The organism is Williamsia sp. D3 (genome assembly GCF_000506245.1).
Classification (GTDB): domain Bacteria; phylum Actinomycetota; class Actinomycetes; order Mycobacteriales; family Mycobacteriaceae; genus Williamsia; species Williamsia muralis.
Map to the genome: position 1 here is coordinate 122,825 of NZ_AYTE01000004.1, position 23,276 is coordinate 146,100.

The 23,276-nt window shown below is 65.0% G+C and carries 21 protein-coding genes; 7 read left to right on the plus strand and 14 right to left on the minus strand.

All coding sequences use genetic code 11. From position 1 onward, the window contains the following. Positions 1–2: 2 nt before the first annotated feature. From fadD32 to glf, 11 genes are all read right to left on the minus strand, one after another. A complete protein-coding gene (gene fadD32 / locus W823_RS34330; protein WP_031331302.1) occupies positions 3–1,901 on the minus strand; it encodes a long-chain-fatty-acid--AMP ligase FadD32 in 1,899 nt (632 codons plus the stop codon). Between the two features lie 317 nt (positions 1,902–2,218). After that, positions 2,219–3,214, minus strand: coding sequence for an LLM class F420-dependent oxidoreductase (locus W823_RS34335; protein WP_023954845.1), 996 nt, complete (start codon positions 3,212–3,214; stop codon positions 2,219–2,221). Positions 3,215–3,339: 125 nt separating this feature from the next. Next, on the minus strand, positions 3,340–4,317 hold the full coding sequence (locus W823_RS34340; protein WP_023954847.1) for a cutinase family protein: 978 nt from the start codon (positions 4,315–4,317) through the stop codon (positions 3,340–3,342). Positions 4,318–4,351: 34 nt separating this feature from the next. Beyond that, the gene (locus W823_RS34345) at positions 4,352–4,876 is read right to left on the minus strand and encodes a DUF732 domain-containing protein (protein WP_023954848.1); all 525 of its coding nucleotides are present in this window, start codon (positions 4,874–4,876) and stop codon (positions 4,352–4,354) included. Positions 4,877–5,038: 162 nt separating this feature from the next. Then, positions 5,039–6,913 carry an alpha/beta hydrolase-fold protein gene (locus W823_RS34350; RefSeq protein WP_023954850.1) on the minus strand — a complete coding sequence of 625 codons (1,875 nt, stop codon included), beginning with the start codon at positions 6,911–6,913 and terminating at the stop codon, positions 5,039–5,041. 199 nt (positions 6,914–7,112) lie between these two features. Beyond that, positions 7,113–8,057: an alpha/beta hydrolase family protein gene (locus W823_RS34355; protein ID WP_023954852.1), complete on the minus strand. Its 945-nt coding sequence runs from the start codon at positions 8,055–8,057 to the stop codon at positions 7,113–7,115. Positions 8,058–8,481: 424 nt separating this feature from the next. Beyond that, positions 8,482–10,518, minus strand: coding sequence for a flagellar motor control protein ZomB (zomB, locus tag W823_RS34360; RefSeq protein WP_031331306.1), 2,037 nt, complete (start codon positions 10,516–10,518; stop codon positions 8,482–8,484). Next, positions 10,505–11,431, minus strand: a complete 927-nt coding sequence (locus W823_RS34365) for a decaprenyl-phosphate phosphoribosyltransferase (protein WP_023954856.1) — start codon at positions 11,429–11,431, stop codon at positions 10,505–10,507. The genes zomB and W823_RS34365 overlap by 14 nt, the downstream gene beginning before the upstream one ends. Next, positions 11,428–12,021, minus strand: coding sequence for a phosphatase PAP2 family protein (locus W823_RS34370; RefSeq protein ID WP_031331309.1), 594 nt, complete (start codon positions 12,019–12,021; stop codon positions 11,428–11,430). The genes W823_RS34365 and W823_RS34370 overlap by 4 nt, the downstream gene beginning before the upstream one ends. Beyond that, positions 12,002–13,936 (minus strand): glycosyltransferase, encoded by a 1,935-nt coding sequence (locus W823_RS34375; protein WP_023954860.1) that lies wholly within the window; start codon positions 13,934–13,936, stop codon positions 12,002–12,004. Before W823_RS34375 ends, W823_RS34370 begins: the two co-directional genes overlap by 20 nt. Further along, positions 13,933–15,207 (minus strand): UDP-galactopyranose mutase, encoded by a 1,275-nt coding sequence (gene glf / locus W823_RS34380; protein WP_023954862.1) that lies wholly within the window; start codon positions 15,205–15,207, stop codon positions 13,933–13,935. Before glf ends, W823_RS34375 begins: the two co-directional genes overlap by 4 nt. 168 nt (positions 15,208–15,375) lie before the next feature. Between glf and W823_RS34385 the strand changes: the two genes are divergently transcribed. Next, positions 15,376–15,693 carry a hypothetical protein gene (locus W823_RS34385; protein ID WP_023954864.1) on the plus strand — a complete coding sequence of 106 codons (318 nt, stop codon included), beginning with the start codon at positions 15,376–15,378 and terminating at the stop codon, positions 15,691–15,693. Positions 15,694–15,771: 78 nt separating this feature from the next. Here W823_RS34385 and W823_RS34390 read toward each other — a convergent pair whose 3' ends face one another. Then, positions 15,772–16,263: a nuclear transport factor 2 family protein gene (locus tag W823_RS34390; RefSeq protein ID WP_023954866.1), complete on the minus strand. Its 492-nt coding sequence runs from the start codon at positions 16,261–16,263 to the stop codon at positions 15,772–15,774. Next, positions 16,256–16,771 (minus strand): RNA polymerase sigma factor, encoded by a 516-nt coding sequence (locus W823_RS34395; protein WP_023954868.1) that lies wholly within the window; start codon positions 16,769–16,771, stop codon positions 16,256–16,258. Before W823_RS34395 ends, W823_RS34390 begins: the two co-directional genes overlap by 8 nt. 107 nt (positions 16,772–16,878) lie before the next feature. Here W823_RS34395 and W823_RS0127785 point away from each other — a divergent pair, with 107 nt between their 5' ends. From W823_RS0127785 to W823_RS34400, 3 genes are read left to right on the plus strand one after another with little or no spacing between them, the layout of a single operon-like run. Further along, a complete protein-coding gene (locus W823_RS0127785; RefSeq protein ID WP_161633965.1) occupies positions 16,879–18,471 on the plus strand; it encodes a dynamin family protein in 1,593 nt (530 codons plus the stop codon). After that, positions 18,468–18,794 carry a hypothetical protein gene (locus W823_RS0127790; protein WP_031331315.1) on the plus strand — a complete coding sequence of 109 codons (327 nt, stop codon included), beginning with the start codon at positions 18,468–18,470 and terminating at the stop codon, positions 18,792–18,794. The genes W823_RS0127785 and W823_RS0127790 overlap by 4 nt, the downstream gene beginning before the upstream one ends. After that, entirely contained in the window at positions 18,791–20,227 is a 1,437-nt protein-coding gene (locus W823_RS34400) for a GTPase (RefSeq protein WP_023954870.1), read from the plus strand. The genes W823_RS0127790 and W823_RS34400 overlap by 4 nt, the downstream gene beginning before the upstream one ends. A gap of 12 nt (positions 20,228–20,239) precedes the next feature. On the opposite strand, the gene W823_RS34405 is transcribed toward W823_RS34400, so the two are convergent. Continuing rightward, positions 20,240–21,343 (minus strand): glycosyltransferase, encoded by a 1,104-nt coding sequence (locus tag W823_RS34405; protein ID WP_031331318.1) that lies wholly within the window; start codon positions 21,341–21,343, stop codon positions 20,240–20,242. A gap of 211 nt (positions 21,344–21,554) precedes the next feature. Here W823_RS34405 and W823_RS34410 point away from each other — a divergent pair, with 211 nt between their 5' ends. The 3 genes from W823_RS34410 to W823_RS56260 all read left to right on the plus strand — a co-directional run bounded on the left by W823_RS34410 (position 21,555) and on the right by W823_RS56260 (position 23,272). Continuing rightward, complete coding sequence (locus W823_RS34410) at positions 21,555–22,292, plus strand: MBL fold metallo-hydrolase (RefSeq protein WP_023954874.1); 738 nt, start codon at positions 21,555–21,557, stop codon at positions 22,290–22,292. Positions 22,293–22,438: 146 nt separating this feature from the next. Continuing rightward, entirely contained in the window at positions 22,439–22,843 is a 405-nt protein-coding gene (locus W823_RS0127795) for a hypothetical protein (protein ID WP_023954876.1), read from the plus strand. A 30-nt stretch (positions 22,844–22,873) separates the two neighbouring features. Continuing rightward, entirely contained in the window at positions 22,874–23,272 is a 399-nt protein-coding gene (locus W823_RS56260; protein ID WP_023954878.1) for a hypothetical protein, read from the plus strand. The last annotated feature ends 4 nt before the right edge of the window (positions 23,273–23,276 follow it).

Below are 23,276 nucleotides of genomic sequence, written 5' to 3' on the forward strand. Positions count from 1 at the left end.
GACTATTGATTCTCGTGTGGCGCATCGGGGAACGCCGTCTGCTGGTAACCACCGCGCAGAGTTCCGTCGATGTACGCCGCCTTACATGCGCGCCGGGCGATCTTGCCGCTGGAGGTACGTGGGATCGAGCCCGCCGGAACCATCAGCACGTCGCGTGCCATCACACCGTGTCGCTGGGCGATCGTGGCGCGCACGGTGTCGGCCACCTCTTGCGGGTCGACCTTCTTGCCCGGTCCGCGCTCGGCGACGATCACCAGCTGCTCGGATGCGTCGTCCCCGTCGAACTTGAGTCCGCTGGCGGAGTTCTGGAACACCACCTCGGGCAGTTCGTTGGCAGGCACGGCGAACGCGGCAACGAAGCCGGGACGCAGAGCCGGGCTGGCTTCCTGCGCCGAGAACTCGAGGTCCTGCGGGTAGTGATTGCGGCCGTCGACGATCACCAGGTCCTTGACGCGTCCGGTGATATACAGCTCGTCCTCGAACCACACGCCGTAGTCGCCGGTTTTCATCCACTTGGCGCCCTGGGGAGAGCCGATGCTCCGGCTGCCCTCGGGCAGTGGGGTGGTGAGGGTGTTGTTGAACGTCTCCTCGGTCTCCTCCGGGCGACCCCAGTATCCGTGGCCGATGTTCATCCCGTGCAGCCAGATCTCACCCACATGGCCGTCGGGACGCTCAGTACCGGTCTCGGAGTCGACGATCACGGCCCACTGGCTCACCGAGACCTGTCCACACGACACCTGGGCCACCGCGCCCGGCGCATCCTGGTCGACCAGCTTGAACTGTCCCGCGTTGAGGGCAGTGCGATCGACGTAGATGACCTTCGCCTCGTTCTCGCGCTTGGTCGACGACACGAACAGTGTGGCTTCTGCCATCCCGTACGAGGGCTTGATGGCGGTCTTCGGGAGTCCATACGGACCGAAAGCCTCGTTGAACTTCTTCATCGAGCTGACGGTGACCGGCTCGCTGCCGTTGATCAGGCCGATGACGTTGCTCAGGTCGAGCTTTTCACCCGGCTTCGGGACGCCACGCACCGCGGCGTGCTCGAACGCGAAGTTGGGCGCGGCGGCGAACGTGTCGGCGCCATCGGCGACGGCGGCCAGTTCCTTGATCCACCGGCCGGGCCGTCGGACGAACGCCTGCGGGCTCATGATGGTGATGTACTTGCCGCCCAGCGCGGGCAAGATGACCGTGAGCAGGCCCATGTCGTGGAACATCGGCAGCCACGTGACGCCGCGCGAGTTGTGGTCGAACTCGATCGCATCGATCATCTGCAGTGCGTTGGCGGCCACCGACTCATAGGTGATGACCACGCCGGCGGGAACCCGGGTGGAACCCGAGGTGTACTGCAGATATGCCGCATCGTGCAGGGCCGGTTTCGGCTTGACCCACGTGTCGCCGACCGAATCGGGAACCGCATCGACGGCGATGACACGGGGACGTTCCTTGGCAGGCAACGGCTTGAAGAAGTCACGGACGGCCTCGGCCGATTTGGTCGCCGTGAGGATCACACTCGGCTTGCAGTCGGCGAGCACAGCGGTGAGCCGGTCGGTGTGACCCGGCTCGTCCGGTGAGAACAGCGGAACCGCAATGTTGCCCGCGAACAGCGATCCGAAGAAGCCGATCACGTACTCCAGCGACTGCGGGGCCAGGATTGCCACCCGGTCGCCCGGCTGCGTGACCTGCTGCAGCCGCGCGGCGATGGCACGAAGCCGTTTGCCGAACTCGGCCCAGGTCAGGTCGATCGGCTCGCCATCGCGTTCACGGCTGTAGTCCATGAAGCGGTACGCGAGTGTCTCGGCCTGCTCGATGACATTGCGTTCCACGTAGTCGACCAGCGTCACGTCGTCGTCGAAGAACAGATTTCCGTTCTCGTCCAAGAACTGGTCAAACTCGTTGTTCATTCGTACTCCTGATCGCGACCTCGACGCCCCTGACACAAATCTGGTCACCAGCCTGCGTGACAGTGCGTCCGCGGGGTGATCCACCTTGTGTTCGGCTTGCGTCACCTGTGAACGGTCGAGCTCAGCGCGCGGCACCATGTGCTTCATCGGTGCCACACGCCTCGTCTCCAACAGCGTTCCCTACTTTTCTTCTCAAGCCAAACAGGACTCGCGGTCGCCGCCGACCCGAGCCAAACCTTCAACATCTTACCGGCCAGTACCACTCGCCTTGGGTACGGGTCGTGAGACAACCTACGCTTCCGCGACCACGAATGTGGCTACTCGCCCTTGAGTATCGGAATGATCGGCGCGAAGGCATCCATCTGCGTCGGGAACACCCCGACATACGACATGGACGTTCGCCTGCGCACCTCGCGGATCTGGTCGGCGATCTGCTCGAACGACCCGAAAGCAAGGTACGGCGAGGCCAGGATGTCGTCGACCGACAACTTGACGTCCATGGCGATGTTCGGCGGATAGCCCTGGTCGAGTGCGGCCAGCGCCATCTCCGCAGTCGCCTCGCGATCGTCGGTGATCACGATCGTGGCGATGGTCCAGTTGAGTTCGATCTCGTCGAACCTGTCGCCGGCCGCCTGCCGGATGCGGTCCACACGCTCGATGGTCTTCTCCATCGTCATGTCGGACAGTCGCAGCCGCCCGTCGGGCGTGGTGCCCGTCGCGACCGAGATGATGTCGGCGTGCTTGGCGGCAAGCGCGAGCATCTTCGGCCCACCGCCGCCGACCGCGATCGGAGGCCGGGGACCCTGCCGCGGACGGGGACTGCCGACCAGACCCTTGATGTTGTAGAACTCGCCGGAGAAGTTGACCTCCTCGCCTCGCAGGAGTCCGTCGAGGATGGTCAGCGACTCATCGAGCCTGCGGATCCGGACGCCGGGCGACTCGAACTCGATGCCGGCCTTGTCGAACTCCTCTTTCATCCATCCTGCGCCGATCCCCAGCTCCAGGCGGCCCTTGGACAGCACGTCGATGGTGGTTGCCTCTTTGGCCAGCAGGGCCGGATGCCGATACCCGTTGGCCAGCACCGACGTGGCAAGCCGGATCCGATCGGTGGCCTGGCTGAGTGCACCGAGGGCCGCGAGCGGCCCCACCTGGTTGCCCAGATGGTCGGGCACGGCGAACGTGTCGAAACCGTACTCCTCGGCGGTCTGCGCGAGTTTGACGAACTTGCGCGCCCCACCCTCGTCACGGTTGCCCTCGCCACCCGCTCCGAACCGGAACTTACGGGGGCCCGGTGCGGCCTCGGCTGAAGTCATCGCAAGTCTCCTGGTTGTCGAACATGCCCGGTGGTCGTCGCCCATGCCTTACGGGCCCGGCTCGGCAGTAGACGATACTTCCGCACCTGATCAGCGCAAAATGCGCTCGATCCGGTCCGGCGGGCTCATTCGTGCTTGGGGAAAGGCGCCTTGTCGATCACGTCACGTGCCCAACCCGTCATCCACTCTGTGGCCGGCTCACCGTCGTCGTTCCAGTACCGAGTGGTGTTGTACATCGCGTGTACCGGGTTGTTGACGGCACCCATCAACTTGCTGATGCCCTCGATCGGGTTGGCGATGGTGGGTGCATCACAGATCAGATCGCCTGGCGCACAAAGGGAGTACGTGCGGTTGGCGAGCTCGCCGAACCCGCCGGGGCGTGGCCCGGTCAGGTCGATCCCGGGAATCGGGAGGATGTCGAGAGCGATTTCCGCGCCGACGCCGGGAGGGTTGGGACCCACCGTCTCCACCTGATTCGGCTGACGGCGACCGTCGGCGATCAGTCCGACGCCCACCACGAGATCGGCAGCGACCGGCCCCTGACCGTTACCGATCTCACCTGCGATGTCACCTGCGATGACCGCTCCCTGCGAGAAGCCCATCAGGACGAAGCTCGTGAGCGGACACTTCTGGTTGACCTCGGTGATCTTGGCGCGGGCCTTGCTGGTGCCCTCGGCCCGTGACGTGTTGTAGTCGATCTGTCGGTCGGTCAGCACGGTCGGATTCCGGAACTGGGCCACATACGGCACCGTGTAGACGTCGGCCCGCGAGCTGTCGAACTCCTCTGCGAGCGGCCCGGACACCTTGAGCATCAACGAGTTCGGGTTCGCAGTCGGATTGTAGGGGTCGTCGTTCGATGCCGACTCCCACGTACCTGGCACCACGATCACCTGGACGTCCGGGCAATCGGCGGGCTGCGCGGTGGGTCGCGGTGCAGCCGACGACGGCGGCGACGATGAAGGTCCACCCGGTTGCCCCGGGTCGGGCCGAAGCAGGTTGATGATCAGGATGATCACCAGGATCACCGCGATGACGCTGAGGATCCCCAGACCGAGGACCACAAACAGCAACGTGCGTCCCCGACTTCGCTTCTTACGTGTCATGTCGGCCGCTTTGTGGTTGTCATGTCGGCGACCGTCAGCAGTACTTGGCTTCGGCGGCCTTGATCACCTTGTCGGCGTTGGCCTGTGCCTTGGCCTCGTCGGTGGTGCCCGAGCCCACGAGAGGTACCACGATCACCTTGATGTCGGCCGGGCTGGCGCCCTGCTCCTTGCCCTGACAGACCGCCGAGGCAGCACTGAGCGCGATGGCGTTGTCGGGGTCGTTGGGGAACTCGACGCCCTGCTTCTTCAATTCCGCGAGGTAGTCCTCGGTCTTGTCGTTCTCGTCGACGCCTTCGGGCACATTCGCCGAGGGCGGACCCGTCTCGGGAAGACCCTGGGTGTCGTCGGGCTGTCCGTCGCTGCTCGCCTCGGTCGACGTGGCCGTCGAGGCGCCCGACGACGGCGCAGCGCTGCTGGTGGCGCTCGTCGTAGTACTGGTGGCGCTCACCGAATCAGTCGGCGCCGACGCGGTCGAATCGTCGCCGCAACCGGTGGCGAGCGCTGCGGTGATGAGCAGCGCGGCACCCGCGGTCACAACCCGAATGATGTTGCCTGTCATGTCACTTCCTTGTGTCTTCTCGCCGGGCGGCACGGCGGGGTCCGGTGAGCCGACGGACCGAAAAGGCTCCGCCAGGCCGACCCGGACACCCCGCGCTGCGCGCCGGGATTCGCGCTCTGCGCCCTGAATACCTCCGCAAGGCTACAGAAGGCACCTGAGGAATCACTTGGCGGTGACGACCCCGTTCACGACCTCGATGGCGCCGCGTTCGAAGTTCACCCGGTAACCGCCGGTGATGTTCATCTGATCGCTGACCGGATAGCCGAACTTGCCGTTCTCGAATCCGGCCTTGCCCCATGCCTCATAGATGGGTCCGAGAGGGATGGCGAAAGCACCCTTGGCCGGCGTCCAGTAGATGTTGCCGCCGTCGAACGCGTTGAACCGTCCGCCGTCGCGCAATCCGATCTCGTTGGTCTTCGGGAATCCGAGCCAGCCGCCCTCGAAGTCGAGCGTGGCGTACTTGTCCATGATCTTGCCCTGGACCGAGTGCGCACCGTTTGACGGAGTCCAGTAGTAGCCGCCGATCTGGAACGCCTGCACCCGACCCTTCTTGTTGGGTGTGTCGATCTCGTCCCCGGTCGGGTACTTCAGCGGCCCACGTTCGTAACCGGCCTTGCCCCAGTCGGCCAGGATCGCCCCACCGACGGCATGCGCGCCGGTCTTCGCGGTCCAGTAGATATTGCCGTTCTGGAAGCGGTTGAAGCGCCCGATCCGGTCCGGTGTCGCGAGCTCGTCGCTGGTCGGGAAGCCGAGCCACCCGCCCGGGCCTCCGGCAGCCACGTACGCGCCGCCGATTCCGCCACCGACGACCTTGGCGCCGGTCTTCGCCGACCAGATGATCCGTCCGTTGCGGAAGTCCTGGGCGCGTCCACCCGGCACGTCGTATTCGGGGGTCAGGCACTCCTCGAGTGCCTTCTTGTTGGCCTTGTAGACGGGCGCAATCGCGCCGCCGGTCGAGCACGCCGGCCTGTCGACTCCGAGCCCGAGTGCACCTGCGGCCTGCGGCCACGCCTGCTGCATCTCGAACTGCCAGTACGGCCACGTATGTGTTCCGGACGCGCGGTAGACCGCCTGGGCCGGGACGCCGAGCTGGTTGAGCTTGCTGGCGAACTGCTGGGAGGTGACACGCGACAGCACCTCGAGGCCCACACCCGCGTAGTTCGTCGCGAGGTACGGGATGGTCGACGGGGTGTCGTACTGACCGACCATGCCGTTACCGGACGAGACGTACAGGCTCACGCCCTTGAGCTTGTCGGCCAGCAGGTACGGGTCGTGTTCTTTCCACGCCGGGTTGGTCGGCGGTCCGAACATCTTGCTCGAGTCGTATCCACCTGCGTCGTTCATCGCGAACTGCACCGCCTGCGGCATCCCGAAGGAGCTGAGCTGCAAGATGCCCGAGAACGATGCGGCGAACTTGAAGAAGCCCGGGTTGCGGCCGGCGAGCATCATCGCGGCGCTGCCACCCATCGACAGCCCCTCGACCCCGCGCACGTCCGTGGAGCGCCACTGGCTCTCCAGCAACGGTGGGAGTTCCTTGGTCAGGAACGTCTCCCACTGGTAGTTCTTGCCGTTGTCCGGCTCGGCCCAGTCGGTGTAGAAGCTCGACTCGCCACCGACGGGCAGGACAACGTTGACGTTCTTGTCCTTGTAGAAGTCCTCGATGTTGGTGTTGAGGACCCAGCCGTTCTGATCTTCCTGGGCCCGGAGTCCGTCGAGCATGTACATCTGCGGGAACTTGTTCGCCGGACGGTAGTTCCAGTCGCGGGCGAGCAGCAGCTGAACCTGGATGTTGGTGCCCATCGCGGGTGAGTACACCCACATCGCCACTCGGCGGTCGGAGTACCAGAAGGTGTTGGTGATCTTGACGCCTGGGACCGGCGCCGGCGCCTGGAGAGCGGGAGCCTGCACAGCAGGTGCCACCGGACTCTGCGGTGCTGGGGCGGCGACCGCAACGGTCGAGGACATACCCAGCACTGTGCACACGGATACCGCGCCGGCCATCAGTCCCAGTGCGCCGCGCACAAATCTCTGCCGCATGTACCTCTACTCCTCAAGTCACCGTCACCACTGTGGTCTTGCTCTGCTGCCCTATGTCACCGGACGAAGCCCGGATCAAGGCGGACCCGCAGACAAAAACAGAACGTCCTACGTGTTTCTTACACGTAGGACGTTCTGTTTTGAGGTTGCCACACCTGTGACAGGTGTGAATTTTGTGACTAGAGGGATGTCACCACGATTATCCGCGGAACCAGCCCTGCTGGAGTGCTCGCCACATCATGTCCTGCCAGTAGCCCCACTTGTGGGTGCCGGTGACCGGGTAGTCGGTGGTGAGGTTGACGCGGTTCACGAAGGCCTGGACCTCGAACGCGCGGGTCTGGGCGAGCGACAGCACCTCGAGCGGCACTCCCTGCACGATGCTGACCGCGTTCTCGTTCTGGTTGTAGCCGCCCGGGATACCGCTACCCGACGCGACGCGGACCTTCATGTCGTGCATCTTGGTGATCTGCACAAACGGGTCATTGTCGTACCAGCGGGTGCTCCACGGGGGGCCCCACATGCTGTCCGCGTTCCACGGTCCGCCGTTGGCATCGAGCAGCGCGACGCGGATGGCCGACTTCATGCCGGGTGCCGACAGGTTCAGGTAGCCCGACATCGAGAAGGCGTGCGAGTAGTTCTGCTTGTTGTTGGCGCCGATCACCAGGGCGGCGTTACCACCCATGGAGATGCCGGCGATGGCGTACTTGCCGCCGGGACCAACGCGAAGACCGCGTGCGTCCATACCCTTGACCAGGGTGTTGGTGATGACGCAGTTCCACATGTACTTGTACGGCTGGCGATTGAAGTTGCTCGGCGCGTTCCAGTCGCTGTAGAAGCTGGCGGGTCCGCCGACGGGCATAACCACGTTGACGCCGCTGTTGACCATGTTCTGGACATTGGTCTCGTGCTCCCAGCCGCTGACGTCGTACGTCGCGCGCAGGCCGTCGAGCAGCACAACCGTCTTGTAGTTGCCCGGCTTCGACCAGGACCGGACCTTCACGGACGGCATCCCACAGCCATCGACGTTCCATTGCTGGAATCCGTTACCGGTGCCCCAGGCATTGGCTGTGCCGGTGCCGGCAACAACCCCGACTCCGGCAATGGTCGCCAGTGCGGCAAACGCAGCGATGAGGCGTCTGCCCATCCCCACTCGCCTCGACGGTGTGCTTACGCGCATCGAATACAACTCTCTCTCTGTCCAGCAGCGGGGCCTTGTCTGGTTCCATCTCGAACCACGGCCACGAGGGTCTTGAAATCGGCACCAAAATTTTCAGGTGCCACACAGCTTGGCGGTCATCTGGCGACGCCGTCCTGCAACCGAACGGAGCCTATTAGATGCATCCCCTGCTGACAAACCCTGTGACCGGATCCACTCCGACCTGGGTTGGCCACTTGACCAGGCCAAATCCGTGCTCTCCCTAACTATCGGGCACGCGAAACGCCGCGTTACACATTCGAGACCTTGGCTTTTGCGGTTTTGCGGGCTCGGTGAGCTCCCGCGCCGATCGACCTCGATTTCTCAGGGAAATCTCAGACTAATGTGGGCGATTGCACAGCATGTGGGATTTCTACCGGGGGTAGAGCGGCGGTGGAATGGGTAGTTTGCACCGCTGCAGTTCGTACTCGGGTATCCGATCGATCCGGTAAGAGGTGAATCCGGCCGCCTGACGCAGGTTGTGCTTGAAGCGGGCGAACGACCACGGCTGCGAGTACGAGGCGATGAGATCTTGGGTGGGCTTGCACGTCAGCGCCACCTTCGCCTGTTGCACGTCGTCGGCATCGAGATTCGCCGGCAACACCGGGTATCTCGACCACGCGCCGGACTCGGCGATCACCCATTCGTCCTCGAGGTCTTTGTCGTGTCCGATCCGGCCGTCGGGAAGCCGGTCCGTGTGCGCCGCGATCGGATACGACAGGCCCATCGGGTCGGTCACCCGCACATCGAGTGGCGCGTTCATGCTCGTCATACCGAGGTTCAGATAGAAGACCGTGAGCTGTTTGGGGACTCCGGGCGGTGGCGGGACGGGTAGCGGATCGAAGTACCACTCGTCGTAGTTCGGCGACGCCAGCAACACCCCGCCGGTGTCGCTGTGCTCGGCGATCTCCTCGACCATCGCTCGGATCCGCGGATAATTGAGGTAGTCGGCAGCCGTGACGGGGTGCTCCACCCCGATGTTCTGTATATAAAAGCGCCGTTCGTCGACGATGCCCTGCCTGCCGATCTCGGTGCCGTTCTTCATCCCGGCCACATGAGACGTGGAAGCCGCCCAGACCACCGTGGTGATCCACAGCCCGGCCATCACCACCGTGCCGACCCAACCGGCGAGGTGATCACGCCCGACGCCTGCGGGCAGCGCGATCGGGATCACCATCACCGGAAGCATCAGCAAGAAGAGCGGGACCAGCAGCACCCGGGCGTGCATGAAGTCGCCGCCCTGGCGCACCCAATAGAAGCTCTCGAGCAATCCCGAGACGAGTATCAGTGCGACCACCGCGGTCGGGGTATGCAACCGCCGACTCCAACTGGTGGCGCGCTCACGCCAACCCGACTCGGCCCGCCCCTTCACCAGATCGACTCGACCGGAACGAGATTCCCCAGGTGCCACCTGGGCCTGGACCCGATGGGCCTGCAGGTACCACGCAAGACCGGCCGCGACCACCGCGACCAACAACGGGAGCAGCAGTACATAAGGACTGAACATGTTGCCCAGGTACTTGAGGCCCTGTTCGTACTTCGAGCCAGAGGCGTCCTTGGCCACGGCAGTGTTGGGAACGAGAAGGCCGTAGTAACCCATCCGGAAGATCTGGTAGCCCACCGGAACCACCGCCGCTGCGGCGGCAAATGCGAAGCGCATCCGCCACGTCATCGGCGCGCACACCACGAGCAGTAACGCCAGTCCGCCGACGACGGCGAGTTCGGGCCTGATGAGGGGGGACAGACCGGCATTGAATCCGAGCAACAGGGTGGTGACCACCTGTTTGCGTCCCTGAAGGATGCCGCGATCTGGGATGGGCCGTTGACTCCAGGCGACGAGCTGACACCACAGCACCGCGGCCCAGAAGATACAGAGGGGAGCCTCGAGGCCGCTGGTGGCGAAGTCACGCGCAGGCGGGAGCGTGATGTAGACCAGCGCTCCGAGAGGCAGCAGCAACATCCAGCCGGGGTTGACCGGACCGGTGCCCTTGCGGATGCGATAGAGCCGTCCGGTGCCGTACATGGCGATCGGGACGGCCGATATGGAGAGGACCAGGGCTATCCACAACACGACGTACTCGGTCTGGGCGTCGGTGATCCAGCTCCAGAACCAGATCAGGTACGTCCACACCGTCGACGTGTTGGCCTCGACACGCTCCCCCTCGTTGAAGACGGGTCCGTTGCCGGCCAACAGGTTCCGGACGGTGCGCAAGACGATGAGACCGTCGTCGGCGATCCACCGGCGCTGCCACGCGCCGTAACCGAAGATCGCACCCACCACGACAGCGCTGATCCACAGTGAAACGGTGGCCGGATTGACGCTGCGGCCGAGCACGCGTGGTTCAGCTACCGGCCGATTCTCAACTGCTGACCGGTGTTCAGCTGATGGCCGCCGTTCAGCTGATGGCATAGACCGCGACACCCACGCATACTATCCACGCGATTGCCAGCAGCTGGAGAACACGATCGCCGAGCGCAATTTCTTCGGGTTCGCCCGCTTGACCACCGTCGACGTCCACTGCGTATCGCAAGATGGCGATGGTGAAAGGCACCATGGACAGCGCGTACCAGACATTGTCGTCGTGGCCGCCGTCCGTGTCGAAGGCCCACATGCCGTAGCAGAGCACCACCGCGGTTGCGGACAATGTCCAGACGAAGCGCAGGTAGGTGGTGGTGTAGTACTCGAGGCTCTTGCGGATCTTCGCGCCGGTCCGTTCGGCGAGCTGCAGTTCGGCGTACCGCTTACCGGCCGCCATGAACAGCGAACCGAAGGTCATCACCAGCAGGAACCACTTGGACAGACCGTTGGGAAGATCGGCGGCCACGCCACCCGCGACCGCACGGAGCAAAAAGCCCGACGAGACGATGCAGATGTCGATGACGGGTTCGTGTTTGAGGCCGAAGCAGTAGGCGAGCTGAATGGCCATGTAGATGCCGATGACCACCGCGAGCTGCCAGTTGGCCAGGAACGATATCCCGATCGACGCGACACCGAGCACGACGGCGAGCACAAACGCCAGCTTGACCGGGACCACCCCGGCCGCGATCGGACGGAAGCGCTTGGTGGGATGATTGCGGTCGGCCTCGACGTCCAGGGCGTCGTTGACGAGGTAGATGCACGAGGCGACCAGGCAGAACGCGACGAACGCGATGGCCGTCCGGCCCAGGATGTCGGGTTCGTCGACCGCTCCGGCCGCCACCGGTGCAGCCAGGACCAGGACGTTCTTGACCCATTGCCGTGGGCGGACAGCCTTCACCAGACCGGTCGCCAGATTCTTCGGCGGGCCGCGCACCACGTCGTGCTCGATCGGCTCCTCGCTCACAACATTCCTCGGCTCTCTGTTCTCGTCAGTCTTTCACCGGCACCGACCGCGGCGGCGCAGGCGGCACCGATCAACGCGCCCCCGATGACGTCGGTCGGGTAGTGCACGCCGAGCACCAACCGCGACAACAACATGGGCGGAACCAGCGCAGCGGGTAGCGCGGCAGGAGGTAAACCGGCGGCGCGACCGATGAGGATGGCCGCGGCCGTGGTCGATGTGGCGTGGCTGGATGGGAAGCTCAACTTACTGGGGGTTCCGACCCCGATCCTCACGTCGGCATGATCGGGGCGCCTGCGCCTGACGATGCGTTTGAGCACCACCGAGGCGGCATGGGCACCGAAGGCTCCGACACCCGCGGCCACCCACAGGTTCCGACCACGTTCGTCGCCGCGGATCTGTGCGATGGCAGCACCTGTGCCCGCGACCGCAAGCCAGCCCAGTGAGTGTTCACCGAAGTGCGACAGTGCTCGGGCCGAAGCCACGGCACCCGGCTTGTCCACGAACACATTCTGTACGGCCACAAGAACTTTGGTCTCGCCACTCATCGGCGCGAACGCCGCGGGATACGTATCAGTCGATTCCGAAGACACGTTCCCAGCTCTCTTTGCTGACCAGGTCGGCCTGAGCGGATCGGTACGTCTCCCGCATCTCGGGGAACCGGGCCTTCAGCTCACGAACCAGGGCAGCTGATTCCTTTGCCAGCGCAACCATCTTGTCGCGGTCACGCTGCCGGTAGACCACTCCCCGGCCGTCCGCGGTGGTGACCGTGACCCCGTCGACCCGGCCGAGGCTGAACCAACGGGCCTGCAGCGGCGGATAGTTGGCCTGCGGCACCTCGTGATGGCGAGGATCGGCCGGACGCAGATTGTTGATGATGCTCGCGCTCAGCGAACGGATCTTCGCCACCGGGTTGAGCGGGATGGTCATGCCGTACGCGGTGGCCTCACCGGTGGTCGGCGGCAGTTCGGTGGCCGAAGGCAGCACCACCGCATCGGGGTACTCCTTGCGCATCGCCGCGATCTTGGGCAGTGCCGTGGGCAACAGGTCCCGTACGTGTTCGGGGCCCGCAAGGAAGTCGCGGATCGCCTCGTTCTGGATGGCGACCGTCGAATACTCCAGGCACAGCAGGTGTTTGGCGGTTGCCTTCGCCATCGACTTCAGGATTCCGGCGGTGGACCCGTCGTGGTGGATGGCCGCGACGACCAGGCGGTTACGCAGATGAAAGTACGCCTGCCAGTCGATGGCGTCGTCCTTGTCGCTCCAGGCCATGTGCCAGATCGCGATGCCGGGGATGGTGGCGGTGGGATATCCCGCCTTGCCGGCGCGGAGGGCGAACTCCCAGTCGTCCCACTTGATGAACAGCGGCATGGGCAGGCCGACCTTCTCGGCAGCCTCCCGCGGAATCATGCACATCCACCAGCCGTTGCCGTCGACATCGATGCGACGGTGCAGGTTCTTGGAGTGCCTGCGGTCGCGCAGCGGGTATTGCGCGAAGTCGTGGTCGTAGTCGACGTAGGGCGCGCTGGTCCACATGAAGGTGTCGTGGTTGATCACCTCACCCATACAGTGCAGATGGCTGCGGTCCTGCAGATTGAGCATCTGCCCACCGACGAGCATGGGCGACTTGGCGAATCGGGACATCGCCAGCGCACGCAGGATCGAGTCGGGCTCGATGCTGATGTCGTCGTCCATGTAGAGGATGTACGGACTGTCGGTCAGCTTGAGGGCCTCGTACATGATGCGCGAGTAGCCGCCCGAGCCACCTAGATTTCCCTGCTTGAACATGTGGAGCCGGTCGCCCAATGCTGCTGCGGCCTCGGCGAATCCGGCCTCTTCGGTGACGAGTTTGGTCCCCTGGTCCGGCATCATCACCGCATCGATGACCTCGTCGACCAACGGGTCGGAGGTCAGGGCCCGCAGGGCATTGACCGCATCGGTGGGGCGGTTGAAGGTGGGGATACCGACCGTGACGCGCTTGGTGTCCGGACCGACGGGAGGATCGATCGGTGCGTACCAACCGGCCGACGTCACCTCGACGTCGGTGTCCGTGGTGACGTCGAACCAGATCCATCCGCCATCCTCGAACGGCTCGAGTCCCACCTCGAACTCGATGGCGCCCTTGCCGTTCTCGTCGACGGGCACCAGGTTGCCGTCGACTGCGATACGCGAACCGTCGACCTTGGAGCGATAGACGTCCACTCGGCACTTGCCGACGAGCTCGATCCGCAGCACCACCGACTTCAGGACAGTCCACCGACGCCAGTACGAGGCGGCGAAAGCGTTGAAGTAGGTCTCGAAGCTCACCTCGGTCTCGGCCCCGAGCACCACCGATGTGCGGGTGGGCGCGTGCGCCCGACGCGCATTGCTCGTGGCTTCCACCAGGTACAGCGAACGCACGTCGAGTGGCTCGCCCTGGCGCGGCAGGATGACGCGTTGCAGCAGGTTCTTGGCTGCGTCGTACGTCTGCGGATTCTGTGATTGCTCGGCTGCAGTGGTGACTGTCAAGAGTTACGCCTCTCCGATGGGGTCGAGCCGGCCTTGGTGGAGCCCGGCTCCGCCTCTGGCTGCGTCTCCGCCAGCGGCGCACCGGTTTCGAGATGCGGTGCCAACGTGTTCTCGTACATCGTCAGTGCGCTCGCGATGGCCATGTGCATGTCCAGGTACTGGTAGGTGCCGAGTCGGCCACCGAACAGCACCTTGTTCGACGCGGTCTCGCGTTTGGCCCGGGCCCGGTAGGCGTTCAGCTTCTCTCGGTCCTCGGGGGTGTTGATCGGATAGTAGGGCTCGTCGCCACTCTCGGCGAACCGGCTGAACTCCCGCATGATGACCGTCTTGTCGGCCGGGTACTCGCGTTCGGGGTGGAAGTGACGGAACTCGTGGATCCGCGTGTATGGCACGTCGGCATCGTTGTAGTTCATCACCGGGGTGCCCTGGTAGTCACCGGTCTCGATGACCTCGGTCTCGAAGTCGAGTGTGCGCCAGCCAAGCTCGCCATCGACGAAGTCGAAGTAGCGGTCCAGCGGCCCGGTGTACACCACAGGGGCGTCGGGGCTCTGGGCCCGCAGCTCGTCGCGCACATCGAACCAGTCCGTGTTCAGCCGGACCTCGATGTTGTCGTCGGCGGCCATGTTCTCGAGCCACGCGGTGTATCCGTCGACCGGAAGTCCCTCGTAGGTGTCGTTGAAGTAGCGGTTGTCGAACGTGTACCGCACCGGCAAGCGCGCGATGTTGGCCGCCGGCAGCTCGGTGGGATCGGTCTGCCACTGCTTTGCCGTGTAGTGCTTGACGAAGGCTTCGTAGAGCGGGCGGCCGATGAGGCTGATGGCCTTCTCTTCGAGGTTCGCAGCCTTGTCGGTCTCGATCTCGCTGGACTGCTCGGCGATCAGCGCTCGCGCCTCGTCCGGGGTGAAGTACCGCCCGAAGAACTGCGACACCAGGCCGAGACCCATCGGGAACTGGTAGGCCTGCCCCTGGTACATCGCGAAGACACGGTGCTGATACCCGGTGAAGTCGGTGAACTTGTTGACGTAGTCCCACACCTTCTTGTTCGAGGTGTGGAACAGGTGGGCACCGTATTTGTGGATTTCGATACCGGTGGTGGGCTCGGGCTCGGAGTACGCGTTGCCACCGATGTGCGAGCGGCGATCGAGAACCAGGACGCGTTTGCCCAGCTGGGTCGCGGCGCGCTCGGCGATGGTCAGTCCGTAGAAGCCCGATCCGACGATGATGAGGTCGTAGCCTGAGGTGGTATCGGAACTGGAGCTGTCGGGGGTCACGGGTGTTCAGCGTAACGGACCGGCCCCGCAGCTCGACCCGCCACGGGCCACGCACGGACAACAAAGCGGGTGTTCTGGGGAACATTCCGGGGTCCACGGCACTCCTATCACCGACCAACATGCCGCGCGCCGCCCGCGCAGCGGCACCCACGACCGAGGAGAAGTACCGTGACCAGCCCAAACGACCCGCTCAGCGACATCTTTTCGCAGATCGCCGCCGACGACGCGGTTGACCCGGCGGTCTTCGACCAGAGTCTCGAAGCCGCCTTCGACCACGACGGTTCCGGTTTCGAGGAACTGGTGCCCGACAACGACGACAGCTCCACCGAAGGCGATCTCGTCGCCGGTGTCGATGGCGGCGATGTCGACTCCCATGACGATGTTTTCGAGACCGACGACGCCGACATCGACGGCGATGCAACCGACTTCTCCATCGGCCCCGACCTCACCGACGACTACTCCACGGGCGACGACCTGACCCTGTGAACCCGATGTTGTGCCCTTCTGGCGACCAAATTCCCAGGTCGAGGCCGCCACAAGGGCACAACATCGGGGTGGGGCGGGCTAGCGCAGGTGGTCGATCAGGACATCGGGGTTGCCCTGCGACCACACGGTGACGATGGTGAGGCGCTTGATCCGCCAGATGTCGCCGTCGCGGACGAGCTCGGCGTCGTATTTGTTGCCCATCATCACCTGGTCGGTGGTGTGCCGCGATGGCCCTTCACCCGGGCGGAAATGCTGGGCCATCGCGTAACAGTTGAGGACGGCACGGTCACCGTCTACGCGAACCCGGAAATTCGACAGTGCGTGCATGGTGTCGAGCGGTCCCATCGACATCAGCAACATCCCGACCACCGACTCGCGGCCCTCGATCGGGGGAAATCCACTGTCCTGGTCGCCGACCCGGCTGACGTCGAACAAGACGTCGTCGGTGAATGCCGACTCGAGCAGACCTCGGTCGGCGGCGTCGAGACCGAACGCGAAGCGATTGAGGGCATCCTCGGGCTCGGCGGTGGCGGGAATGGTGTCGATCGTGGCGGGGATTGCCTCAGGCATCTTGCAGAATCTCCAGCAGTTTGGCGCGAGCCCGGTTGATCCGGCTCTTCACAGTCTGCACGCCCACCCCCTGCTGGTCGGCTATTTCCTGATATGAGAGATCGCCGAACTCGCGCAACACGATTGCCTCGCGGAACTCCAGCGGCAACGTGGCCAGGGCGGTGCGAACCCGGTCGACGTCGGTCACCTGGGCATCGATCCGGGGCGCAGCCGACTCGAACTCCGGTGGACCGTCTGCCGAGGTGTCGAGACGCTTGCGGATCACCGCGAGTGCGGCGTTCGCGGCGATCCGGTACATCCAGCTGGTGAACTTCGAGTCGCCACGGAACTTGCCGATGTTCTGCCAGGCAGCGACCAGCGCGTCCTGCAGGGCGTCCTCGGCATCGTGTCGGTTGGCGGTGATCCGTAGGCAGACGGCCCAGATCTGGTCGCGGTTGCGGGTGACGAGTTCACCGAAAGCCGCCTGGTCGCCTTCTTGACTGCGTAGTACCAGGTCACGCTCGCTCATGTCGGTCACTTGATAAATGTCGCAGACACCCCGGGATACGGCAGAGTTATCGGCAGCGAAACCGATCCATCGACTGACCCTTTTACTCGATCGAATCTGGAGTGACCGTGAACGCAGGTGCCACCGCCCACGCGGCCGAAGCCCTGGCCGCTGCGACCGAGACGCTGCGCAAGTACGGACAGACGAAGGCCGCCGAGTTGGCACAAGCCCGCTTCCACGCAGCCGACTCGGCAGCTGCGGTGGTCTTCGTCGGTGAGGTGAAGCGCGGCAAGAGCACCCTGGTGAACTCGCTCATCGGCCGGGCCGACCTCGCCCCCGTCGGTGTCGACATCACCACCAGCGCGAGCGTGTGGTTCTCGCCACCCGACGACACGCTTGCGGCCGGCACCGCCCGCCTGGTCTTCGGCGATTCTGATCAGGTGATCCCGGTCGACCAGCTCCCGGAATGGGTGACGATGGGTGGTCGCCACGTGCTCGACCCGACGATCGAGGCGTTGCCCACCGAGGCCGTGGTTGCCGTCGACCCGTTGCACCTCCCCGGTCTCACCCTGGTGGACACACCGGGCGCCGGCGGCCTGGACCCACGGCACGCGCGCCTGGCACTGACCGCCGCGCGCCGCGCCGGGGCGATCGTGATGGTGTGTGACAGCGCCGCTCCCCTGACGGCACCGGAGATCGAGTTCCTCAGGACCGCTACCGAGACCTCCGGTTCCGTGGTGGTGGCGATGACGAAGATCGACAAGAACCGCCGCAACTGGCGAACCATCGCCGAGGAGAACAGGACGATAGTCCGCAGCCGACTCGGTCGCGATGTCCAGGTGATCGGAGTGTCCGGGGTGCGCGCGCTTGCTGCGTTGACCGAACCTGCGGACACCCGCGAGGAAATCCTCACGGCCTCGGGCATACCGGCGCTGCGCGACGCCATCACCGGCTTGCTGGACAACGCCGAGATCGCGCCGCAACTCGACGGACTGCAGGTCTGCCTGAGCGGCATGCATCGGATGAAGACCCGCCTCGACACCGAGATCGCTGTGGTGCAGGGCAATTCGAGCGCACTCGACGACCTGAACGAAAAAAAGGCACAGCTCAAGGCGCTTCGCGAGCACGGCACCGAGTGGGACCAGCACCTATCCCGCGACATCACCCTCGCCCGTCAGCGGGCGGTGGCCGTGCTCGACGCCGATTTCAACAAGATCAAGGAGGACTGGAGCGCACGGATCAACGGCGAGGGGTGGCGCATCCTGCGCAAGCAACCACAGGTGTTCACCGCCGCCATCATGTCCGACCTACAGGCCGCGTCGGCGCGGGCATTCGACACCTTCGCGACCTCGCTACACGACATCGTCTCCCGGCTGTTCGGCAACGACGAGCACTGGGAAGACATCATGGACACCGTTGCGAGCGCGCTGGTGGCCGAGGACATCAATTCTCCAGAGGTGCAAAGGAAGTGGAAAGACGTCGTCGATCCCAGCGCCATGATGATGGGCTTCATGGGGGCCAATCTGCTGACCGGCGGAATGGTCGGCGGCGCGATTTTCGGCAGCCTCGCGATGGCGGCCGTGCTGCCGATCGGGCTCGTGGCCGGAGGTGTCTGGTTGTCGGTGAACCTGGCTACCGCGCCATGCGCAACGGACGCCAGCACCTCATCACCTGGCTGCGTGAAACACTGTCGCTCGCCAACAAATCGACTCTGCGTGTGATCGACCGAACCGTCGCCACCGCGCGCCCGGAAATCGTGGTGGCCTATCGCCGTCACCTGCGTGCCCAGACCGATGAGATCACCGAACAGATCAACGCCGGAGCCGAAGCGGCAAAGGAAGACAAGGCAACCCGCGACAAGCGGGTGCGCGGTCTGACCCGTCGTCTCACCGAGATCGTCTCTCTCATCGAACAATTGGACGCCGCCATCGCCGGGCTCAAAGCCGATGCCCGACGCAGCGATGTGGACCTGGGCGAGCATGTGGCTCTCGAGAAGGACCCGGTACTCGGCACAGAGCCGGCCTCCATCGGTGACACCCCGTGAGCCGGCCCCACGAAGGGCGACGGACCCGGCCCCATGCTCTCCGTGATCAGCTCACCGCGGCGCTGGCAGAGATCGCACGAATCGACCGCCCCTTGGCTCGCAGCACCGCTCAGATCCGCGACACCCTGTGGGCGCCGCCGCGTGTGGTGGTCGTCGGGCGGGTGAAGGCAGGCAAGTCCACACTCGTCAACGCCCTGATCGGCGACCTGGTGGCCGACACCGCGGCCACCGAGTGCACCAAGGTGGTTGCGGTGTACCAGGACGGTGCGCCGGCGCGCGCCGAGGCGGTGAAGATCGGCGGCGCCCGGCACACCGTCCGGCTGATCGACGGCAGACCCACCGAATTGGGTTGTCCAACAGATCAGGTCGCCTATCTCGACCGTTTCCTGCCGAGCCGACTGCTGCGCAGCATGGTGCTGATCGACACCCCCGGACTGGCGACCATCACCACCGGCAACGAGCAGGCCACCCGCCGCGCACTGATCGACGGGTTCGGGCAGACCCGCGACGCGTCGGTGAACGCCGACGCGGCAATCTTCCTGTTCGACGCGACGCCGCGCGCCGACGAAGTGCAGTTCCTACGCGAGCTGGGTTTCTCGGCGGTCAACACGATCGGGGCCCTGGCCAAGGCAGACACCCTGGGCGAGGGCGCGTTCGGCGACGTCGATCCCATCGACGCGGCACGAGCACAGTCCGCCGTGATCGCCGAATCGATGTCGGCGAGCCTGCTGACGGTGCAGCCCGTCGCCGGACTGTTGGCGCAGACGGCGCAGACCGGCCAGTTCACCGAATCCGATGCCGACGCACTGGCGGCACTGGCCGGGCTCTCCGACACGGCGCTCGAGCTCTGGCTGGAAGCAGAGACCCCCTCCATCGGCACCGACGCCGAGCGCGACCGACTGCTGGACCTGTTGGGCGAGTACGGTTTACGGCACGCCAGAAAGCTCGCCCCGCGCGGCGCCCACGCGGTCAACTCATGGCTGCAGCAGCGTTCGGGAGTCGATGAGCTCCGGGCGAACATCGAACTCGATCTCACCCGGTCGGTACTCATCACGCGAGCTGTGCGGGCGTGCACCGAGATCGAACATCTGGCGTTGACCCATCCTGCAGGCGGGCAGATCCGGTCGTACCTGCGGCAGGTTCGTCAGACCCCTCAGGCACACACCATGGCCGAGTTCAAGGCGATGCACGCCCTGACCCGATCGGACCCCGAGTCGCCTTGGGTCGGCGAGTTACGGCAGATCCTGATCGGATCGGGTATCGCGGGACGGATCGGCCTGCCGCCCACCGCTGACCGCAATACCGTTGCGGCCGAGCTGGATCGACGCCTTCGCCAGGTCCATGAGGCCGGCCTCATGGGCGGGTCCGCGGCCGAGGAGCAGGCGGTGGCCGTACTCTTGCGCACCTACTCGATGATGCGTCGCGCGATCTGATCCGGGCGTCCGTCACACCGCCAGCGCGGCAAGCATCTCCCGGACCGCCCGCGGCCACCCGAAGTCTTCTGCACGGCGCCGGGCGGCCTCCCGGCGGGAGACCTCGGGCCGGGACAACACATCACCGATGCCATGGGCGAAACCCTCGGGCGAGTTCTCTGCCACGAACCCGCACCCTCGATCGAGGACCTCGGCGAGCGCCGACGTGGCGGAGACGACTGCCGGTGTCCCCGAGGCAAGGGATTCGAGCGCCGACAACCCGAAGGTCTCGTGCGGTCCCGGGGCCAGTGCCACATCCGCGGACGCCAGCAGCCGGGCGAGTGCCAGCTGGTCGGTGATGAACCCCGCGAATTCAACGGGCAGACCGGCGGCGCGGCGTTCGAGCCGACCTCGCATCGGCCCGTCGCCCGCGATCACCAACCGGGCGTCGACTCCGTTGTCGCGCAACACACCAAGCGCGTCGATGCTCCCGTCCACGTGCTTCTCGACCGACAATCGGCCGCAGTGAACCAAGAGCGGCTGATCCGTCCTCGCCCACCGGGCACGAGTCCCGGCGTCACGACGATCGGGATGAAAGGTCTGGAGATCCACGCCCAGCGGGACCCGCCTGACATTGGTCGCACCGATCCGGTCGAACTCTTCGCGGGCGAAGTCGGTGGTGCACACCACCGTGTCGTACGACTGTGCGGTGCGGCGGTTGGCCACGTCGGCCAGCCGTCGCGCGGCCTGTGCAGGCATCACCTGACCGAGCATGCGGTCGAGGCGTTCGTGGGAGATCATCGTGCTGGCGACATCTCGGCGCCGAGCCCATTGCCCGAGCCCACGTAGCGTCAGCCGGTCGGACACCTCGATGGCGTCGGGTCGCATGGCAGCGGCGACGTCGACCACGGGCCGCATCCGCGCCACCCGATATCCTCCGGTGAACGCAACCCTGGGAGCGGGGACGGTGATCCGCACGACTCCGGACGCCAACTTCTCCTCGGTGTGCAGTGGTCCCGGAACGATCAGCGTCACGTCGTGCCCTGCCGCGCAGTACCCGGCCCCGAGTTGATCGACCGCAGTCCGGAGGCCCCCGGACCGGGGGCCGTAGAAGTTCGCGACCTGCACCACTCGCATCCTCGGACTGTGTCGCGAGCAGAAGAGCTTGATGCATCCGCCGATCGAACGCGGACTCAACAAAACGTGAACTCTGATCACCTCGGCGCAACCGGTGGAACAGGAACCTTCGCCGGACCTGTGCGTTTTGAGGCCCCGCAGGCCGGGTAATCCGCCGGGAGCCGCCAGACACAAGACGCCCTGAAGATCCACTTCTGATCGGAGCAGCACTGTGCTGAGCAAAGATGTCGCCCCGGGCATCCACATGTTGACCTACGCCTCCACGAATCTGTATCTCGTGGAGTACGGCGATCGGGTGCTGATCGTGGACTCCGGATTGCCCCGGGTGTGGCCGCACCTGATCTCAGCCCTCGACGAACTGGGCCGCAAGCCCGACTCGGTCGAAGGAATAGTGCTGACCCATGCGCATTTCGACCACGTGGGCACCGCACGTCGGGCGCAGAAGGAGTGGAATGTGCCGGTGTGGGTGCACACCGACGACGAACGGCTCGCCCGGCATCCCTACCGCTACCAGCACGAGAAGACGCGGCTGCTCTACCCCCTTCGGTATCCGGCATCCATTCCCGCGCTCGGGCGGATGACCATGGCCGGGGCACTGATGGTTCGGGGAGTACTCGATCCGACCCCGATCACCACCGACCAGGTGCTACCCGGGGCGCCGGTGGTCATCCCGACGCCGGGACACACAGTCGGTCACATCGCTCTGCACTTCCCCGACCGCGACGCCCTCATCGCCGGCGACGCACTGGTCACGCTCGATCCCTACACCGCCCAGACCGGACCACAGATCGTTGCCGGTGCCGCGACAGCAGACAGTGGTCGCGCCCTGGGTTCGGTCAAGAGACTCGCCGATACGCACGCATCGGTGGTGCTGCCAGGGCACGGCGAGCCCTGGAACGACGGCATCGAGGCGGCCGCCGACCTCGCCCTCTCGAGGGGTTCGCACTGACTTTTCCCGGCTCGATCCACCGGGCAGCAAAATCTTCCTGAGATTTTCTCCGAACAACCGGAACATTCACGCCACCGGGTTTCTCCTATTCACAACACAGCAAAGCCACCACGGCCTGCACCCGCCCCGCACACAAGGAGAACCCGATGTCCGACAACAGCATCCCCGAAATCGCCGAAGACGCCACCGTCCTCGAGGTCTTCGACATCGACGGCGACGGAGTCGTCGAGTCCGCCCTGGTCGATGTAGACGCCGACGGTTCCGGCGACGCACTCATCCAGGATTACGACCAGAACGGCGAGCCGGAGACCATCGCCTTCGACACCGACGGCGACGAGCACCACGAGACGGCGGTCTCCGACACCGACGAGGATGGCGAAGTCGACACGGTCTTCGTCGACGAGGACGTCGACGGTGTCCACGACGTGGCCTTTGTCGACGAGAACCAGGACGGTGAGGTGGACGCCGTCTACACCCACGACATCACCACCGACGAGTGGACCGAGGTCGACCCCTCCACCGTCGAGACGCCCGACACCAGCGCTCTTTAGATCCGCGAACGATCACAGGAGTTGTGAACCATGTCTGATTCGGTCCACCCCGAGCCGTCCCCTAAGGATCCGCCGGCCGAGCACAGCGGCCACTCCGACGTCGTCGAGCCGCCCTACGTTGACGAACCGCCTTACGCTGTCGAAACAGCCGACTTCGACGGAAACGGCTACTCCGAGTCCGCGCTGCTCGACACCGACGGCGACAACGTCGGCGACACGATCGTCCAGGACTTCACCGAAGACGGGGAAGCCGAGACCATCGCGTACGACACCGACGGTGACGGGTTCAGCGAGACGAGCCTGTCCGACCTCGACCAGGACGGGACGGCGGACACCGTCTTCGCCGACCTGGACCAAGACGGTGTGCACGACCTGTCGGTCACCGACTCCGATCAAAACGGTATCCCCGACGGGTTCACGGTTCTCTGACGAG

Bases quoted from the DNA above. Each gene is read 5' to 3' on its own strand.
- W823_RS34335 (WP_023954845.1), bottom strand. From the start codon at position 3,214: ATGACTTCAGCCGAGGCCGCACCGGGCCCCCGTAAGTTCCGGTTCGGA.
- zomB (WP_031331306.1), bottom strand. From the start codon at position 10,518: ATGCCATCAGCTGAACGGCGGCCATCAGCTGAACACCGGTCAGCAGTT.
- W823_RS34395 (WP_023954868.1), bottom strand. From the start codon at position 16,771: ATGAGCGAGCGTGACCTGGTACTACGCAGTCAAGAAGGCGACCAGGCG.
- W823_RS34390 (WP_023954866.1), bottom strand. From the start codon at position 16,263: ATGCCTGAGGCAATCCCCGCCACGATCGACACCATTCCCGCCACCGCC.
- W823_RS34405 (WP_031331318.1), bottom strand. From the start codon at position 21,343: ATGCGAGTGGTGCAGGTCGCGAACTTCTACGGCCCCCGGTCCGGGGGC.
- W823_RS34345 (WP_023954848.1), bottom strand. From the start codon at position 4,876: ATGACAGGCAACATCATTCGGGTTGTGACCGCGGGTGCCGCGCTGCTC.
- W823_RS56260 (WP_023954878.1), top strand. From the start codon at position 22,874: ATGTCTGATTCGGTCCACCCCGAGCCGTCCCCTAAGGATCCGCCGGCC.
- W823_RS34350 (WP_023954850.1), bottom strand. From the start codon at position 6,913: ATGCGGCAGAGATTTGTGCGCGGCGCACTGGGACTGATGGCCGGCGCG.
- W823_RS34340 (WP_023954847.1), bottom strand. From the start codon at position 4,317: ATGACACGTAAGAAGCGAAGTCGGGGACGCACGTTGCTGTTTGTGGTC.
- W823_RS0127795 (WP_023954876.1), top strand. From the start codon at position 22,439: ATGTCCGACAACAGCATCCCCGAAATCGCCGAAGACGCCACCGTCCTC.
- fadD32 (WP_031331302.1), bottom strand. From the start codon at position 1,901: ATGAACAACGAGTTTGACCAGTTCTTGGACGAGAACGGAAATCTGTTC.
- W823_RS34355 (WP_023954852.1), bottom strand. From the start codon at position 8,057: ATGGGCAGACGCCTCATCGCTGCGTTTGCCGCACTGGCGACCATTGCC.